This window comes from Roseobacter sp. N2S, from assembly GCF_031454055.1.
GTDB lineage: Bacteria > Pseudomonadota > Alphaproteobacteria > Rhodobacterales > Rhodobacteraceae > Amylibacter.
This window is the reverse complement of sequence record NZ_JAVDQB010000002.1, coordinates 51,812-68,913: the sequence shown is the minus strand read 5'-3', so window position 1 is coordinate 68,913 and position 17,102 is coordinate 51,812. Positions and strand designations below refer to the sequence as shown.

Here is a 17,102-nt window from a genome sequence, read left to right as displayed (position 1 = left end):
GTGAAAAGGGGCGTCGTTGGAATTGGATATTTGGCCCAAAAAGAGCGACATCGGGCGGGGCTGGAGATGTGACATCCTAGCCCCGCAGATGTAGATTAATACTCGTCTTCGCGGTCTTGTTGCCAGGGCTTAACCAGATCGGTGAAGCGGGTGAAACGGCCCTCAAAGGCCAGATCCACAGATCCGATGGGACCGTGGCGTTGCTTGCCGATGATGACTTCGGCTTTGCCCATCAGCTCTTCCATTTCGCCTTGCCATGTCATCATTTTTTCGGCTTCATGTTCAGCCGGTTTTTCCCGTTCTTTGTAGTATTCGCCGCGGTACACGAACATAACGCAGTCGGCGTCTTGCTCGATGGAGCCGGATTCACGCAGGTCTGACAGTTGCGGCCTTTTGTCTTCGCGGCTTTCAACGGCACGGGAAAGCTGGGACAGGGCGATCACGGGGATGTCCAGTTCCTTGGCGATGGCTTTCAGGCCTTGGGTGATTTCAGACACCTCGTTCACGCGGCTGTCTTTGGCCGAAGCGGGGCGCACCAGTTGCAAATAGTCCACGATCAATACGTCCAGACCGTGGGTCCGTTTCAGGCGGCGCGCACGGGCGGCGAGTTGCGAAATTGGCAGCGCCGCTGTGTCATCAATGAACAGTGGGCAGTTTTCAAGGCTTTTGGCGGCTTCCACAAAGCGGCGGAATTCGTCTTCGGTCATGTCACCGGCGCGAATTTTATGGGATTCAATTTCCGCAGCTTCGGACAGAATCCGCGCCGCAAGCTGTTCGGATGACATTTCGAGCGAGTAAAACCCGACCACGCCGCCCTGTACCGCGCCTTCGCTGCCATCTGGGCGAACGCCCTTTTTATAGGCTTTGGCAATATTATAGGCAATATTGGTTGCCAGCGATGTTTTCCCCATGGACGGGCGTCCTGCTAGGATCAGAAGGTCGGATTTATGCAAGCCGCCCAGTTTTCCGTCCATGTTCTGCAAGCCTGTGGAAATACCCGCCAATCCACCGTCCCGTTGATAGGCGGCGTTTGCTACGTTTACCGCTTCGGTCACCGCTTTCAGGAAGGATTGAAAGCCGCTGTCCACGCTGCCTTGTTCGCCAAGCGCATAAAGCCGTTGTTCGGCCGCAACGATCTGCTCTTTTGGTTCATCGTCAACGTTCATTGCCGTGGCTTTGGCACTGATTTCTTCGCCGATGGCGATCAGATCTCGCCGGATGGCCAGATCATAGATCATCTGCGCATAATCCCGCGCCGCAAACACCGACATAGAGGCTCCCGCAAGGCGTACCAGATAGGCTGGACCGCCCAGTTCAGCCAGTCCGGGGTCTTCTTCAAGGAAGGCTTTGATCGTCACCGGGGAGGCCAGGGCGTTCTTTTGGATACGGCGGGCGATGACCTCAAATATGCGGCCGTGGACCGGATCAAAGAAATGCGCTTCGTTAACCAAAGACGCAATGCGGTCATATACTTCGTTATTGACCAGTAAAGCCCCCAAAAGTGCCTGTTCGGCCTCAATCGAATGGGGCAGCGTCCCTGTATTTTCGCTGTGATCAGGGGCTGGTTTAACCTCTGGTAATGCTGCAATCCCGCTCATGGTGTCCTCTTTTTCTGGTTGGGGGCAATGTGGGTTATCGGGCGGGAAATGGCAATCTGGAAAACTTTGTGGATGGCCTGTGGATAAGGCGAAAAACCCGTTGGATTGGCTGGTTTATGACGGGTTGTTGGGCGAATAAAAAAATTAAGCATGCAATGGTATAACACAAAATATAGTGGAAAACTTTTGCATCCCTACAATTCATGCTAGGTTTCTTACATGAGGACGCGAATCGGGTGTGGAGTGTCTGCGTGCAAATCCTCGTCTCGGGAATGCGAAAGCTGCACCGATTTTTGCGCGTTTGGCTTCCAACTTGCTAATTTAGATTAGACTCGGACTGTTGTTCTCTAACTGCCTCATGGCTGTCCTTCCCTCCGAGGTGGGCGGCTACTCATCAGGTATACTTACCCGGCCGCTGCGGTGGCCGGGTTTTTTCGTTTTTGGTTTGGCTTAACTGGTAGACCAGAACAGTGCAAATCCGGGATCAAACAGGGTCACGGGGCCTTCGCCTGTTTCGATTTTGGCGGGAAAATTAACCGCTGTGTCGTGTTTTGTCAGGGTCAGTGTCGCGTCATTCACGGGCAGTCCGTAATAGGCAGGTCCGTTTAGTGAAGCGAAGGATTCGAGGTTTTCCAAGGCGCCATCCTGTTCAAACACATGGGCAAGACAGGCCATTGTGTTGGTGGCTGAAAACACGCCCGCACAGCCGCAATCACAGAGTTTATTCGGGTCGGTGTGGGGCGCTGAATCAGTGCCTAAAAAGAAACGGGAATCGCCGGATGTAGCGGCTTTGCGCAGGGCAAGGCGGTGTTCTTCGCGTTTGGCCACGGGCAGGCAGTAATAGTGGGGTTTGATGCCGCCAACCAACAGGTGATTGCGGTTGATGATCAGGTGATGGGTGGTGATGGTGCCTGCAAGGTTTTGATCCGCCGCAGTGATATAGTCGATCCCGTCTTTGGTTGTGACATGCTCCATCACGATGCGCAATTCTGGCAGGCGCTGGCGCAGCGGGTTCAGCTTGGTGTCAATAAACACGGCTTCACGGTCAAAAATATCGACGTCTGCGTCCGTGACTTCGCCGTGAACACACATGGGCAGGCCGATCTGCGCCATTTTTTCCAGAACGGGCATTACGGCGGTGATGTCTTTCACACCGGATGCTGAATTGGTGGTGGCCCCTGCGGGGTACAGTTTTACGGCATTGATCAGCCCGTCTGCATAGGCTGCGGCCACATCGGCAGGGTCCGTGGTTTCGGTCAGATAGAGCGTCATCAGCGGTTGAAAATCACTGCCTTTGGGCAAGGCCGCCATAATCCGGTCTCGGTAGGCGGCAGCGTCTTTGGCGGTGACAACAGGGGGCACAAGGTTGGGCATAATGATCGCGCGGGCAAAATCCCGTGCGGTTTCGGGCAGCACACCGCGTAGCATATCGCCGTCACGCAGGTGCAAATGCCAGTCGTCGGGGCGGCGGATGGTGAGGCTGGTCATGTGCATGGCTCCTGTTCTGTTGCACGCTGATACCTAAGAGGACGGGCTGGGGGCAAGGGTGTTTTATCTTGTGGGGGGCAGTTTTTCGCGCTACCTTAGAATGGTTCTAATTCCATTGGGGCCATCATGTTTTCAAGATTTGTACCGGGCGCAAGGCGCAATTTTTCTGATCTAACCGAGCAGGAAATCATTGCCTTGGCGATTTCATCCGAAGAAGACGACGGGCGCATCTATGCCGCCTACGCCGAGGGGTTGCGTGCGGATTTCCCTGAAACCGCGCGGGTTTTTGATGACATGTCAGCCGAGGAAAACGACCATCGTAACTGGTTGATTGATCTGCACAAAAAGCGGTTCGGCGCGGTAATCCCGCTGATCCGCCGCGACCACGTCAAAGGCTTTTATGAACGCAAACCCGATTGGCTGGTGCGCCCTTTGGGGATTGAAAAAGCCCGCAAGGCCGCGCGGGATATGGAGTCCCAAGCCGCGCGGTTCTATCGTTTGGCGGCAGGGCGCACGCAGGATGCGGACACGCGTAAGCTTTTAGGGGATTTGGCACAGGCCGAAGCTGGACACGAAGCCTTGGCCACGGCGTTAGAGGCGAAACATCTGGGCGTGGATGTGGCTTTGGGGGAAGAAGATCACGAACACCGCCAGTTTGTGCTGACTTGGGTGCAGCCCGGTCTTGCGGGGTTGATGGACGGGTCTGTGTCCACATTGGCCCCGATTTTTGCGGCTGCTTTTGCCACGGGGGATACGTGGCAGACCTTTCTTGTGGGGCTGTCAGCCAGTGTTGGGGCCGGGATCTCCATGGGGTTTACCGAGGTGGCCTCGGATGACGGGGTTATTTCTGGGCGGGGATCGCCGGGGAAACGGGGGATTGCGGCAGGGGTTATGACCACGTTTGGCGGGCTGGGACATGCGCTGCCCTATCTTATTCCTGACTTCTGGACCGCCACCACCATTGCGATTTTTGTGGTGTTCCTAGAGCTTTGGGCGATTACGTGGATTCAGCACCGCTATATGGAAACGCCCTGGCTGCGGGCGGGATTTCAGGTGATTCTGGGCGGGGCTTTGGTGTTTGCGGCGGGTATTTTGATCGGGAATTTGTAGATTCGAGTATTTGGGGAACATTGAAGTCGTGCTGTGGTTGGTAGTGTTCGGGAATTAGTGACGTTGTGTTCGTGCAAATCCCGCTTGTGTCTGGTGCGCGGTCTTGCTAGCGATTGGGCATTCTCAGGGCGGGGTGCAATTCCCCACCGGCGGTTACAGCCCGCGAGCCTGTTACAGGGCAGACATCGGTGAAATTCCGAGGCCGACGGTATAGTCCGGATGGAAGAGAATGGATGTGCGTGCGCTTTCGGGCGGGCGTGGGTCTGAACGCTCTGGGTCTTGTCTTGTTGTAGGAAAGGATCAGAGCAATGACAAAACCCACTAAAATAGCTTTTATCAAAGCCCGCTGGCATGCGGATATTGTGGATCGGGCCTATGATGGCTTTCTGGCTGAAATGGAGGGCACCGAGGTGGTGGCCTATGATGTGCCAGGTGCCTTTGAAATGCCGTTTCTGGCCAAAAAACTGGGTGAGTCTGGCGAGTATGCTGCGGTCGTGGCCGCCGCACTGGTTGTGGACGGAGGCATCTATCGCCATGATTTCGTCGCGGCGGCGGTTGTTGATGGATTGATGCGCGCGCAGATGGATACTGGGGTTCCGGTGTTTTCAGTCAGTCTGACGCCCCATCATTACCAGGAAACGGCCGAACATGAATCGTTTTACAAGGCGCATTTCGTGAAAAAAGGGGCCGAGGCAGCAGGCGCAGTAAAGCAAGTGCTTGCAATGTAGTGTTAAAAATCCGAAGCGGCGCGTGTGTTACTGACGGGCCGCTTCGATTGCTGGGATCAGTTTTTCCTTGATGATCCTTTGGGTAACCGGGCCCGCTGTGCGCATCAGAATTGTGCCATCCCCGTCCAGCAAAAAGGTTTCCGGCACACCGTAGACGCCCCATTCAAGGGCTGCACGTCCGTCAATTGCCGAAGTGCCCACATAAGGGTTGCCCAGTTCATCTAGAAAACCCAGTGCATTAGCAGCGCTGTCTTTATAGTTCAGCCCGACCACTGATAACCCCGAGTCTGACAGGGCTTTCAGATTCGGATGCTCTACGCGGCAGGGGCCACACCAGCTGGCCCAAAAGTTAACCAGTTTGACATCACCTGAACGCAGCATTTCTTCGGTGGCGGGGGGCAGTGTACCGAGGTCCGTTACCTGCAACGGCGGGGCCTGTTTGCCAATCATCGCTGAAGGTAACCCATCCGGATCAGCGCGGTTCAGGCCGAAAAAGAACATGGCGGCGATGGTCAGAAACAACACGGGTGGGACAACGACCCAAGGGGAAATCCGGTTCATTTGCGGCTCTTTCGTTCGGCGTCATTCAGGGCTTTGCGGGCTTTGGCCGATTGGCGCAGGCTTAGCCCCACAAGGCCGATCAGCAGCACCAGCGCGATGGCGTAGGCAGACAGTACATCGGTTGCGTATTTGCCAAGATCAGGGATCATTGTGCCGCCTCACGTGCCAGCAAAGCGCGGGTGCGGCGCAGGCGGATATGCATACGGGTGCGCAGCAGTACCAGTGTTATAAATAGGGTGATAAAGCCGACGATGCAGACCAGTAGGGGGTAATAATAGCTGGCGTCGATGGGGCTTTGTTTGGTGGCGGTCAGGGTCGCGGCTTGGTGCAGGCCCTGATTCCACAAGTTCACCGCATAGCGCGACAGCAGGGCAAAAACCGAACCCACCATACACAGAATAGAGGTCAGATCAGCCGCGGTGTCGTCGTCTTCAACCGCTTGCCACAGGGCGGCATAGCCAAGGTAGAATACGAATAAGATCATAAAAGACGTCAGACGCGGATCCCATGCCCAATAGGTGCCCCACATGGGTTTGCCCCAAATCGCGCCGGTAAACAGTGCAATCAGCGTCATGGTGATGCCAATCGGGGCTGCTGCGCGGGCCGCAAGGGCGGAAACATGATGCCGCCGTACAAGCCAGATCAGCGAGGCCACCAACATCATCAACCAGATATTGATCGCCATCAGCGCGGCGGGCACATGCAAAAAGATGATCTTGACGGTGGAGCCTTGTTTGAAATCATCCGCCGTAAAGAAAAACCCCCAGACCAGACCTGTCAAAAGGCAAGAGATGGCCAGCACAGTGGCAAACGGCAAAACACGGCCCGAAAGAGCCATGAATTTAACCGGATTTGCATATTCCCAAAACGACATAGCGGCGTATGTAGCGGGTTTTGTGCAGCCCGCCAATGGACATTGGGTCACAGGTTCGTAAGCGTGGAGCGGTGGTTAACAGCGTTGTTAATAACGTCCCATTTCCACACGGGCCGCACCAAGGTTGGTTTTCTTGCCTTGCATGGCAAAAACATCTGCGAAATAGGCGTTTCCTTTGCCACCAGAACAGGGAGGAAGATAACCTTTAGAGGCGAATTTACCGGAGGACCGCGCGCGTTTCACCACAGAAATCCCGTTTGGGAGTTTGCTTACGTTTTCAGGAATAGCGGGCAATGTGGCAGATGTGCCTGTGACCGGAAAGCGAAACGAACCGTGCCCGCCGTTCTTTGATAAGGGTTTGAAATCGCGGTCGTTAAATTGGACCAACAGCCACTCTGTTCCTTCAGGCAAGGCTGAAATTACCATGGGTGGCGTGGCGCCTTTGCCGCCGAAAAGTTTGCATTGCTGGCCTGCAGGGACTGATTTTCCGTTCCATCCGCCTGTCAGTTTGACTTTGAAATCAGCGGCCACTGCCGAGGTTCCAGACATTGCCATTACGGTGGCGAAAACTGCGGCAGATTTAATCATAATTATAGTCCTTATTCGGTATTGGTACGAAATTGCCGTGCCAGAAAAGAAGAAAACCCCTTGAAAGTCAACGCAGATTGGCGCGCAGGGCCATGCTGGTGGCAAAGGGGATCAGCGCCAATGTAAATAGGGTTAAACCGGTCAGCAGGGCCAGCGTGGAGGCGGCTGACTGGCCGTTGATGGCGCGGGTGACCACTTGGGCGCCCAGAATTAAGGTTGGAATGTAAAGGGGCAGCACCAGCAAGGACAGCAGCAAACCGCCCCGTTTGATGCCAACGGTCAGGGCTGCGCCAAAGGTGCCGATGAACGATAGGGAAAGGGTGCCGATACACAGGCTTGCGATTAACCAAGGATAACCTGCGGCGGGCAAACCCAGCAGATAGCCAAGGGGTGCGCTGGCGCAGGTCAGGGGCAGGCCTGTTGTGATCCAATGGGCGGCGGCTTTGGCGCTGACCAGACCTGTAAGCGGGATCGGCGCGGTGGCAAGGGCTTCTAACGTGCCGTCTTCTGCGTCCAGTTGGAACACGCGGTCCAGCGACAAAAGACAGGCAAGCAGGGCGCCGATCCACAGGATTCCGGGGGCGATACGGGCCAGGATGGCGCGGTCGGGGCCGACACCAAAGGGGACAAACATCACAAGGATAAGGAAAAACGCCAGCGCCAATCCAAAACCGCCGCCAGAGCGCAGGGCAAGGGTGATGTCCCGTTTGAACAGCGCCAGCATCAATATGATCCTTGCAGGAAGGGATCGGCGGATGCAGTCGTGTCGGTTGAAGCCGTGAAATCAGCCACGTTCAGGGTTTTCGCATGGGGCAGGGCTAGGTCCAGATGGGTCGAAACAATGGCAATCCCGCCATCTGTGCAATGAGCCTGCAAAATCTCGGTGAAACGGGCCACATGGCCGATATCAAGCGCTGTTGTGGGTTCGTCTAGCAGCCAGATTTTACGTCCCGAAATATGCAGCCGCGCCAGTCCAAGGCGACGTTTTTGGCCCGCTGACAAGGTCGCTGCGGGGCGGTCTGCCAGATCGGCCAGATCGAAACGCTCCAAGGTGCCAGATTGGGCCGTGTTATAGATGCCCTGCCAGAAAGACAGGTTCTCGACCACGGTCAGTTGTGGTTTTACGGCGTCCAGATGGCCTGTGTAGACCACGTCATCGGCTTTGCTCGACAGGGTGCCTTCCGCGGCAGGGCTAAGCCCCGCCAAGGTGCGCAGTAATGTGGTTTTGCCCGCCCCGTTCGGCCCGCGCAGGATCAGGCAGTCACCTGACTCAAGGCTAAACGAAACCCCGCTTAACACGCGCCTTTGGCCGCGCAGACAGGCTAGATTGGTGACGGTAAACATAGCCGCAGCCTTAGTGTAAATGCGAGGGCGGGGGAAGTGGGGTTCGTAACGGCAAAGCGGCTATAGCAACCCCCACTTGCGAAACAGCCAGACCAGACCAGCGCCCATGGCCAGCAATCCAACGCAAACCAGAGTAAAGGCATCGGGGTTTTCAGTGCCCGGTATCCCGCCAACATTGATCCCCAATAATCCCGTAATCAGCCCCAAAGGCAGGAAAATCGCGGCCACTGAGGACAGGATAAACATCTGGCGGTTCATGGTTTCGGACCGTTTATCCATGATCTGGTCATGCACCACTTGGGCGCGGTCGCGGATAGCGTCCAGTTCTTCGGATAACAGGGTAATGCGGTCGGTGGCTTCGCGCAGGCGGGTCAGGTCGTTGCCTGACAGCCAACTGAAATCTTCAATCACAAGGGTGGTTAAAGCATCTCTTTGGGGCATCATATAACGGCGCAAGGTGATCGCGGCGCGGCGGATTTCACCCAGATCGCTGCGATCGGGCAGGGTGCCGTCCTCTAGGATCGCTTCTTCTATCCCGTCAAGCTGTTCGTTCAGTTCTGATACCGTAGGCTCGGCGCGATCTGCCAGGCGTTGGGTCAACCGTCCTAATAAATCACCGGGTGAATGGGCGGTGTGGCCGACAATAGCGGTGCTTTGGATGTCTTCAATGGCGCGCAACCGACGCAAAGAGTAGCTTACAACGAAATTGGCCGTGACCCACAACCGGACCGAGACCATATCCTCGGGGCGCGCACCCTCGTTCAGGTTTACACCACGCAGGATGATGATCGCACCGTCCCCGTGCGGGGTGCAGCGGGGGCGCGTTCCTTCGGCCGTGATGGCGGATTGGATAAAGGACGGCAGCGCGGCTTGGGCCAGCCACGGGGCCGTTTCAGGATCGTCTTGCACCAGATGGACCCAGATAAACCCCGTTTCAGGTGTATTACTGGTCTCTTTAAGGCTTAATTCAATGGCGCGACCTGCACCGTCAAATTGAAAGGCGCAACTAATGTGCGGGGCGGGGATCGTTGGCTCTGTGGTCATGGGGCAGAGTTTGACCTGCATTCCAAAGCCTGTCATCAGGAAAACGAATGGGCGCGGTTTACGTTACACCATTCCTTAGGGATTTCAGCGCGGATTTTTCCGACGAAAATAGTTGGAAAACTATCATGCCTGTGGGTTTTTATCAGGTAAAAGCAAACTTCAGCTTATTGTGCACAATTGTATACCGAAGCCCTTGCGAGACTCGGTAAAATGGTGCATTGACGGCCTAGCCAGTTCTTTTCAATCAGTTTCGGAGGACCGAATGACCGTATCCGTCGGTAATGATACCAGCAAAACCCGCAAAACCATAAGCGTCGATGGCGCGTCGGTTGATTATTATTCCATTCCAGCCGCGCAGGCTGCCGGACTTGGCGATTTTTCAAATCTGCCTGCCGCCCTGAAGGTGGTTCTGGAAAATATGCTGCGCTTTGAAGACAGCGGGCGTACTGTGTCTGTTGAAGACATCAAAGCCTTTGCAACTTGGGGCGAAAACGGCGGTAAAAACCCCCGTGAGATCGCCTATCGTCCAGCCCGCGTGCTGTTGCAAGACTTCACCGGCGTACCTGCTGTAGTGGATCTGGCTGCCATGCGGGATGCGATTGTTGAACTGGGCGGCGACGCGGAACAGATCAACCCGCTGAACCCTGTTGATCTGGTCATCGACCACTCGGTCATGATTGATGAATTCGGCAACCCACGTGCGTTCCAAATGAACGTGGACCGCGAATACGAACGCAACATGGAACGCTACACCTTTTTGAAGTGGGGCCAGAATGCGTTTAACAACTTTAAAGTTGTGCCTCCGGGAACTGGGATTTGCCATCAGGTGAACCTTGAATACCTGTCACAAACTGTTTGGACCGACACCGACCAAAACGGCGTGGAAGTGGCCTATCCTGATACATTGGTTGGCACTGACAGCCACACAACAATGGTAAACGGCGCGGCTGTTCTGGGTTGGGGCGTTGGCGGGATTGAGGCTGAAGCCGCAATGCTGGGCCAGCCGATTTCCATGCTGATCCCCGAAGTTATCGGGTTCGAGCTGACAGGCGCGATGATGGAAGGCACCACAGGGACCGATCTGGTTCTGAAAGTTGTGGAAATGCTGCGCGAAAAAGGCGTGGTTGGCAAATTTGTCGAATTCTACGGTGCTGGTCTGGACACATTGCCTTTGGCCGATCGTGCGACCATTGCGAACATGGCCCCTGAATACGGCGCAACTTGCGGGTTCTTCCCGATTGATGATGAAACACTGCGGTATCTGCGCACGACAGGGCGCGATGAAACCCGTGTGAAACTGGTTGAAGCCTATGCCAAAGAGAACGGCATGTGGCGTGGCGCGGATTATGCGCCGATCTATACAGACACGTTGAAACTGGACATGGGCACAATTGTTCCCGCGATTTCCGGCCCCAAACGTCCGCAAGATTTCGTTGCCCTGACCAATGCAAAAGCCGCATTCAAAAAGGAAATGGAAGAGACCTTTAAACGCCCCATGGGCAAAGAGGTTGCTGTTTCTGGTGAAGACTACACCATGGAAAGCGGCAAGGTTGTTATTGCCTCGATCACGTCTTGTACCAATACATCAAACCCTTACGTGATGATTGGCGCGGGTCTTGTTGCACGCAAAGCGGCTGCTTTGGGTCTGGATCGCAAGCCTTGGGTGAAAACTTCACTTGCTCCGGGGTCGCAAGTTGTGTCTGCCTATCTTGAAGCGGCTGATCTGCAAAAAGATCTTGATTCTGTTGGTTTCAACCTTGTGGGCTACGGCTGTACCACGTGTATCGGTAACTCGGGTCCGATTCAGGCAGAGCTGTCTGCAGCAATTTCCGAAGGCGATCTGGTGGCCACGGCTGTTTTGTCGGGCAACCGCAACTTTGAAGGTCGGATCAGCCCTGATGTGCGCGCCAACTATCTGGCTTCACCGCCTTTGGTTGTGGCTTATGCGCTGGCAGGGACGCTGGACATCAATCTGGCAACAGATGCGATTGGTCAGGACAAAGACTGCAATGATGTGTTCCTGAAAGACATTTGGCCATCGACCCAAGAAATTGCGGATCTGGTGGAAAAAACCGTCACCCGTGAAGCTTTCCTTGAAAAATACGCGTCTGTTTTTGAAGGCGATGAAAAATGGCAAGCTGTCGAAACAACAGACAGCCTGACCTATGACTGGCCTGCAACGTCCACCTATGTGCGCAACCCGCCGTATTTCCAAGGCATGTCGAAAGACCCTGCCGCCGAAGTCAGCAGCATCAACGGCGCGAAAGTGCTGGCATTGCTGGGGGATATGATCACTACAGACCACATCTCGCCAGCGGGGTCGTTCAAACAATCCACGCCTGCGGGGCAATATCTGATGGATCATCAGGTGCCTGTGCGCGAATTCAACTCTTACGGGTCCCGTCGTGGCAACCACGAAGTGATGATGCGCGGCACATTCGCCAACATCCGGATCAAGAACGAGATGTTGGACGGCGTTGAAGGCGGTTACACCAAAGGCGCTGACGGGGAACAAACCTCGATCTATGATGCGGCGATGGCGCATCAGGCCAATGGCACGCCTCTGGTGATCTTTGGCGGCATCCAATACGGTGCCGGGTCCAGCCGTGACTGGGCGGCCAAAGGCACTGCACTTTTGGGTGTGAAAGCGGTTATTGCTGAAAGCTTTGAACGTATTCACCGTTCTAACTTGGTGGGTATGGGGGTTCTTCCTTTCGAATTCACCGGCGATGACAATCGGAAATCCCTGAACCTGACGGGTGAAGAGACTGTTTCGATCAACGGGCTGGAAACCGTCACACCGCTGCAAGACGTGCTGTGTTCCATCACCTATCCGAACGGCGATGTGAAAGAGATCACGTTGAAATGCCGGATCGATACCGAAGTTGAAATCGACTACATCAAAAACGGTGGCGTTTTGCATTACGTGCTGCGCAATCTGGCAAAATCTGCCTGATTTCAAATCGGATAAATTCGAAAAAGGCGCCCGTTGTGGCGCCTTTTTTGTTGCTTTTTACCCTAAAGCCGCCTGTTATAGTTGGATAAAAATAAAACGCGCTATCGGGCAGATAGCAATAAATTTTCCCTGCGGGTCTTGGTTTGAAATCGAGGCGCGGCTAGGGAATGCGCCAAGGAGACAGGCCAGATGAAACATTTCCCGGACTTACCGCCTATCTGGATGCTGGGCGCAATGCTGCTAAGCTGGATTTTGGCAACGATGGTCCCAATTCTGTCCCTGTTTTCGCTTGGATTACGCTGGTTGGGCTTGTTCTGGTTGCTATTGGCCGCGCTTCTGGTTCTGTGGTCTGCCTTTTGGTTCTGGCGCAAGAAAACCACGATCGAACCCCATAAAACCGCGCAGACATTGATTGTCAGCGGGCCATTCTGGCTGACGCGCAATCCGATCTATCTGGCCATGGTTGTGGCTGCGGCGGGTGTCGGGTTGTATCTGGGCACGTTAAGCGGGATAATTCCTGTGATTGCTTTGGCAATTGTTTTGCACCGTCGTTTTGTTCTGCCAGAAGAGGCCGGGTTGAAAGCGGCTTTCGGGGCAGAGGCAGATGCGTATTTTGAGAAAACCAGACGCTGGATTTGACCGTCTGGCGGGTGTTTTCGGGGTTAGAATTTGGATATTTGAACCAAAAAGAGGCTCTGTGTCGGGTTTGGAGTTGCTTAGCTTAGGGTGGCTTTGCGCAGGGATTGCGCCGAATATGTTTTGGGGCCGCCTGCTTCCGCGGTTTTGATCAGGGATATCAGGCGGGCATTAATCGGGGCTGTTTGGCCTGTGGACTCAGCCAATCTCACGATTTCACCATTCAGTGTGTCTATTTCGGTGGGTTTACCACTGGCCAAATCCTGCGCCATTGAGGTTTGCGAGCTTGGATCCAGTTTTTGCAGGCGCAAAGCGACGGTGTTGAACAGCCAATTGGGCGCGCGTAGCATTTGCACAATGCGATGCGCGGGCAGCGGGCCGGACTTGGCATGTTTGATTTCGGCCCTTTTGTAGATGGTAAGCGCTTCTTGCAAAGCGGCGGCATAGACAAGGCGATAGGGGCGCTCGCTTAGCTGGTGAAAAAGCGATTTCCCTGACAGGGCGTTGATCGGATTGTTTAAGTTTAACAGTAGTTTACCGTATTGAATGGGCTTGATGTCCTTGCTTACCTGCACCGGTTCGCTCACGTTGGTCAAATGTTTCAGCAGGTCTTGCATGGCAGGGGTGCGTTCTACAATCACATCGCCCACGGACGAGCGGCGCAGGGTCTCTGCGTCTTGCCAGACCACGTTATAGGGCACCATGCCTGCTGCGATTTCACGACTTGGAAAGGCGGATTTTAAGCTGCGCACGGGGTCTATGCCGTTAAGCAGACATAAGATTGGCGTATTCGGGGCGCTGTGGGTTTTTATCAGCGCGATGACGCGGGGTAGGGCTGTGGATTTAACAGCCAGTACAATCAGACCTGCGCGGGCCAGAGCCTCTGGCTCTGTGTCTATTGTCGGGTTTACGGTGAACTTTTGCGGGGATAGGGATACCCCATTTGACAGGTTTAATCCGCTGGTTTCCAACCGTTTTAACGGGCTACGCCCCAACAATACGACAGGTGCGCCAGCAGCGGCCCATTGTGCCCCAAGGTAGCACCCAATGGCCCCCGCGCCGCAGATCACAATCGGGGTGTTTATACGTATCATTTCTTCGCCTTGTTGGTGTTTTCTTAGGTTAGCAGTATTGCATCGCGGACGCCAAACAATAGACTTGGCGCATGACTGTAACAAACACCTCTCGAAACCTTTATTGGTAAATCCGGGCTGGGGATGGTTATACACTAGGGAACCTTCAAAGACGTGAGCGAACAGAATGCGCAAAATATTGGCTGCTTTGGCCCTGACAACCGCCGGATTTTCGAGCAGCGCGCAAGCTGATCAGTCTGTTGTCCTGGTAGAGCTTTACACCTCGCAAGGGTGTTCCTCTTGTCCTGCCGCCGATAAAATTCTGGCCGAGATCGCAGGGCGCGCTGATGTTCTAGCACTTGGGTTGCACGTGGATTACTGGGATTATCTGGGCTGGCAAGACACGCTGGCACAGCCCGAATTTACCGAGCGGCAGGCGCGGTTCAACACCATCATGAAAAGCCGTTATCGGTTGGTGACACCACAGATGATCTTTAACGGGCGGGATTATGTGGCCGGGGCCAAGCGGGAAAAAGCGATCCACTACATCGACATGCTGTCAAAAGAGCCTGAGCAGGTCGATATAAAGATTGAACGGATTGGCACGTCTTTGCGTATTTCATTGCGTCCGGTCAGCGGTTCGCAGCGGGCGGATATCCATGTGGTGCGCTTCATCCCCAAAACGACTGTTGCTATTAAAAAAGGTGAAAACGCGGGGCGTAACGTGAACTATGTGAACACCGTCACCGAATGGTCCACCATTGGGGAGTGGGACGGCAAACATCCTGAAACCATTGAACAAAAAGTGGATGGCAACGCGGATTACGCCGTGATCGTCCAAAGTAAGAACCTTGGCCCAGTCCTGGCTGCACGCCGTTTGGACTAATCCGGTTTTGCAGCCTTGGCGCCGAAACTTTCGCGATACCACACATAGACCCCAGCCCCCACGATCACAGCCGCGCCGAGAATCGTTGGCGAATCCGGTATTTCTGCAAAAAACAAAAACGCCCAGAGCGAGTTGAAAATCAGCGTGAGATAGCCAAAGGGCGCGAGGTAAGATGCCTCGGTTATGGTGAAGGCGCGGATCAGGAACAGGTGGCCGATGCCGCCAACCACCCCCATAAATGACATGCGGCCGATATCGGCGACAGATGGCGTCACCCAGACGAAGGGCACAAGAAAACAGCTGGCGATACAGCCGATCAGGGCCGTGTAAAGGAAACTGGTCCAAGGGCTTTCTTCTTGTCCCAGAAACCGCGTGGAAATGGCATAGCCGCTAAAACAGGCTGCCGCAATGGCTGGCAAAAGGGCCACAGGGCTGAACACGTCAGAGCCGGGACGGATGATGATCATCGCGCCGATCAGGCCGATAAATACGCCGATCCAGCGGCGCGGACCGACTTTTTCACCCAGAATGAAATAGCCCATAATGGTCATAAACAACGGGGCGATTTCAAAGATAGCAGTGGCCGAGGCCATTTCCAGAAATTTGAGCGAGGTGAAAAAACACATGGTCGCGCCGAACAGAAATCCGGACCGCACAACCTGCAACATCAAGTGGTTGGTGCGCAGCAGCGTTTTTAAATAGGGTGCCAGCACCAGAAACGCGATCACAGTTTGGGATGTATAGCGCGCCCAGACGACCTCTAGGGGGTGGTGGCGCTGCGATAGGGATTTGGCGATACTGTCCATAATCGAAAACAGAAAAATCGTGGAAATGAACAGCAGCGCGCCTTTGGCCAACGGGCCAAGCCCGTGCCAATACCGTTGAAGACCATCCATTACGGATGCGTGGCGAGAGCGACGCCAATCATTGCATCGCGGCTGACAAGGCCAGCAAGGGCGGTTTCATCGAGAGCTTCTGTACCCTCTGGTCGATTGGGGATCACCAGATAGCGCATATCGGCGGTGCTGTCGTGCACCCGCACGATGATATCCGCAGGCAGGGTCAGGCCAAATTCCGCCAGAACCTTGCGCGGTGTTTTCACCACGCGGGACCGATAGGCCCGTTGTTTGTACCAATCAGGTGGCAATCCCAGCAGGTTGCGCGGGTAACAGGAACACAGGGTACAGACCACCACATTGTGGATTTGCGGGCTGTTTTCCACGGCGATCAACTTTAGCACGCCGGGTTCAATGCCCAGCTCCTTGATTGCCTCGGTGCCATCTTGCAGCAGACGGGTTTTGAAAGCGGGATCAACCCAAGCGCGGGCGACCACTTTGGCCCCATCCGCTGGCGAGCGGCGATCCATCTGTTCGACGGTGGCGGTGATTTCGGCGGCGGTGACGATTTTCTTTTCAATCAACAACTCGCGCATGGCGATTTCCATCGCTTGCCAACGGGTCAGCTTGTGATCCTGATCGGGGCGGTAGGGATGCCCTGACGGGCTGAGACCGTCGTGGGAATGCCCGTCGTGAAAATGATCGTCGTGGTCATGGGGCATCAGCAGGTTCCAACCAGTGTTCGTAAATTTCAGCTTCCAGAATGTCAGAGGGGCTTTCGGCTTCATCGCCCCAAAGTTCACCCATTTCAAACCGCACCCGCAAAAGGTTTCGCATCTCGCCGGTTTGGCGATAGGCGTTGGTTTCAGGGTTGTGGAACAGGCCAAGCTCGCGCTCGATCTCTCCGGTTTTGCCACGCAGATAGGCAGGCACGCGCACATGGCCCGGCGGATACCAGTCTTTGACGCGGACTTTGACGCTGGGCATCATTCGCCTGATCCCGCACAGTCGCCATAGGTTTCGCCGCGGGCCTGCACTTGCGCCATTTTCTCGGCCAGTTCCGCCACGGTATAAACGCCGGCTTCCAGCAAGTTCTGGTTCACGGATTGAATCCATCGTTCGTAATAAGTCATTGTTTCAAATGACTCTTCGCCCATGTCTTCAAGAACGCGGCGCAAGCCGTCTACGGTAAAATACCCTTTGGTAGAGGTCAGCACCTGCAAGGCATCCACACGTTTTTCCCATAGGGCAAAATCATGTTCGTCGCGGTCAACTTTACCAGCGGGGTGGCCACCCATGTCGTGCCAGCGGTGAATTTTATCTGTTTCCATAAACTGACGTTAGGGGAGTTGGAAAGCCGCTGCAAGCCACGTAACGTAG

Annotated in this window: 19 protein-coding genes and 1 riboswitch; of the genes, 5 read left to right on the top strand and 14 right to left on the bottom strand. The window is 54.9% G+C overall.

What is annotated here, in order from left to right; translation table 11 throughout:
• Nucleotides 1-95: 95 nt before the first annotated feature.
• Nucleotides 96-1,598 carry a replicative DNA helicase gene (locus tag GGE09_RS06325; RefSeq protein ID WP_309745034.1) on the bottom strand — a complete coding sequence of 501 codons (1,503 nt, stop codon included), beginning with the start codon at nt 1,596-1,598 and terminating at the stop codon, nt 96-98.
• Between the two features lie 450 nt (nt 1,599-2,048).
• On the bottom strand, nt 2,049-3,086 hold the full coding sequence (gene pyrC / locus GGE09_RS06320) for a dihydroorotase (RefSeq protein ID WP_309745032.1): 1,038 nt from the start codon (nt 3,084-3,086) through the stop codon (nt 2,049-2,051).
• A gap of 126 nt (nt 3,087-3,212) precedes the next feature.
• Here pyrC and mbfA point away from each other — a divergent pair, with 126 nt between their 5' ends.
• Nucleotides 3,213-4,196 carry an iron exporter MbfA gene (gene mbfA, locus GGE09_RS06315; RefSeq protein WP_309745030.1) on the top strand — a complete coding sequence of 328 codons (984 nt, stop codon included), beginning with the start codon at nt 3,213-3,215 and terminating at the stop codon, nt 4,194-4,196.
• A gap of 115 nt (nt 4,197-4,311) precedes the next feature.
• A riboswitch (FMN riboswitch) is annotated at nt 4,312-4,431 on the top strand.
• A 73-nt stretch (nt 4,432-4,504) separates the two neighbouring features.
• Nucleotides 4,505-4,924, top strand: coding sequence for a 6,7-dimethyl-8-ribityllumazine synthase (locus GGE09_RS06310; RefSeq protein WP_309745028.1), 420 nt, complete (start codon nt 4,505-4,507; stop codon nt 4,922-4,924).
• Nucleotides 4,925-4,951: 27 nt separating this feature from the next.
• On the opposite strand, the gene GGE09_RS06305 is transcribed toward GGE09_RS06310, so the two are convergent.
• The 7 genes from GGE09_RS06305 to GGE09_RS06275 all read right to left on the bottom strand — a co-directional run bounded on the left by GGE09_RS06305 (nt 4,952) and on the right by GGE09_RS06275 (nt 9,356).
• The gene (locus GGE09_RS06305) at nt 4,952-5,485 is read right to left on the bottom strand and encodes a DsbE family thiol:disulfide interchange protein (RefSeq protein ID WP_309745026.1); all 534 of its coding nucleotides are present in this window, start codon (nt 5,483-5,485) and stop codon (nt 4,952-4,954) included.
• The gene (gene ccmD / locus GGE09_RS06300; RefSeq protein ID WP_309745024.1) at nt 5,482-5,634 is read right to left on the bottom strand and encodes a heme exporter protein CcmD; all 153 of its coding nucleotides are present in this window, start codon (nt 5,632-5,634) and stop codon (nt 5,482-5,484) included. The genes GGE09_RS06305 and ccmD overlap by 4 nt, the downstream gene beginning before the upstream one ends.
• The gene (locus tag GGE09_RS06295) at nt 5,631-6,359 is read right to left on the bottom strand and encodes a heme ABC transporter permease (RefSeq protein WP_309745022.1); all 729 of its coding nucleotides are present in this window, start codon (nt 6,357-6,359) and stop codon (nt 5,631-5,633) included. The genes ccmD and GGE09_RS06295 overlap by 4 nt, the downstream gene beginning before the upstream one ends.
• An 87-nt stretch (nt 6,360-6,446) precedes the next feature.
• Nucleotides 6,447-6,947, bottom strand: coding sequence for a hypothetical protein (locus GGE09_RS06290; protein WP_309745020.1), 501 nt, complete (start codon nt 6,945-6,947; stop codon nt 6,447-6,449).
• Nucleotides 6,948-7,014: 67 nt separating this feature from the next.
• Nucleotides 7,015-7,671, bottom strand: a complete 657-nt coding sequence (ccmB, locus tag GGE09_RS06285; protein ID WP_309745018.1) for a heme exporter protein CcmB — start codon at nt 7,669-7,671, stop codon at nt 7,015-7,017.
• Nucleotides 7,671-8,291, bottom strand: coding sequence for a heme ABC exporter ATP-binding protein CcmA (gene ccmA / locus GGE09_RS06280; protein WP_309745016.1), 621 nt, complete (start codon nt 8,289-8,291; stop codon nt 7,671-7,673). Before ccmA ends, ccmB begins: the two co-directional genes overlap by 1 nt.
• A 60-nt stretch (nt 8,292-8,351) precedes the next feature.
• Nucleotides 8,352-9,356 (bottom strand): zinc transporter ZntB, encoded by a 1,005-nt coding sequence (locus tag GGE09_RS06275; RefSeq protein ID WP_309745014.1) that lies wholly within the window; start codon nt 9,354-9,356, stop codon nt 8,352-8,354.
• 241 nt (nt 9,357-9,597) lie between these two features.
• On the opposite strand from GGE09_RS06275, the gene acnA reads away from it, so the two are divergent.
• Together acnA and GGE09_RS06265 are read left to right on the top strand one after the other, a co-directional pair.
• Nucleotides 9,598-12,291 carry an aconitate hydratase AcnA gene (gene acnA, locus GGE09_RS06270; protein ID WP_309745012.1) on the top strand — a complete coding sequence of 898 codons (2,694 nt, stop codon included), beginning with the start codon at nt 9,598-9,600 and terminating at the stop codon, nt 12,289-12,291.
• Nucleotides 12,292-12,480: 189 nt separating this feature from the next.
• Nucleotides 12,481-12,930 (top strand): isoprenylcysteine carboxylmethyltransferase family protein, encoded by a 450-nt coding sequence (locus tag GGE09_RS06265; RefSeq protein WP_309745010.1) that lies wholly within the window; start codon nt 12,481-12,483, stop codon nt 12,928-12,930.
• A gap of 77 nt (nt 12,931-13,007) precedes the next feature.
• Here GGE09_RS06265 and GGE09_RS06260 read toward each other — a convergent pair whose 3' ends face one another.
• On the bottom strand, nt 13,008-14,021 hold the full coding sequence (locus GGE09_RS06260; RefSeq protein ID WP_309745008.1) for a 2-dehydropantoate 2-reductase: 1,014 nt from the start codon (nt 14,019-14,021) through the stop codon (nt 13,008-13,010).
• 166 nt (nt 14,022-14,187) lie between these two features.
• On the opposite strand from GGE09_RS06260, the gene GGE09_RS06255 reads away from it, so the two are divergent.
• Nucleotides 14,188-14,886, top strand: coding sequence for a DUF1223 domain-containing protein (locus tag GGE09_RS06255; protein WP_309745006.1), 699 nt, complete (start codon nt 14,188-14,190; stop codon nt 14,884-14,886).
• Here the strand turns inward: GGE09_RS06255 and GGE09_RS06250 are convergent.
• The 4 genes from GGE09_RS06250 to GGE09_RS06235 are packed head-to-tail and all read right to left on the bottom strand — an operon-like array spanning nt 14,883 to nt 17,053.
• Complete coding sequence (locus GGE09_RS06250) at nt 14,883-15,782, bottom strand: DMT family transporter (protein WP_309745004.1); 900 nt, start codon at nt 15,780-15,782, stop codon at nt 14,883-14,885. The two genes, GGE09_RS06255 and GGE09_RS06250, sit on opposite strands and share 4 nt — an antisense overlap.
• Nucleotides 15,782-16,444, bottom strand: coding sequence for a nitrile hydratase subunit alpha (locus GGE09_RS06245; protein WP_309745002.1), 663 nt, complete (start codon nt 16,442-16,444; stop codon nt 15,782-15,784). Before GGE09_RS06245 ends, GGE09_RS06250 begins: the two co-directional genes overlap by 1 nt.
• Complete coding sequence (locus tag GGE09_RS06240; RefSeq protein ID WP_309745000.1) at nt 16,434-16,712, bottom strand: SH3-like domain-containing protein; 279 nt, start codon at nt 16,710-16,712, stop codon at nt 16,434-16,436. The genes GGE09_RS06245 and GGE09_RS06240 overlap by 11 nt, the downstream gene beginning before the upstream one ends.
• On the bottom strand, nt 16,709-17,053 hold the full coding sequence (locus GGE09_RS06235; RefSeq protein ID WP_309744998.1) for an SH3-like domain-containing protein: 345 nt from the start codon (nt 17,051-17,053) through the stop codon (nt 16,709-16,711). Before GGE09_RS06235 ends, GGE09_RS06240 begins: the two co-directional genes overlap by 4 nt.
• Nucleotides 17,054-17,102: the final 49 nt, after the last annotated feature.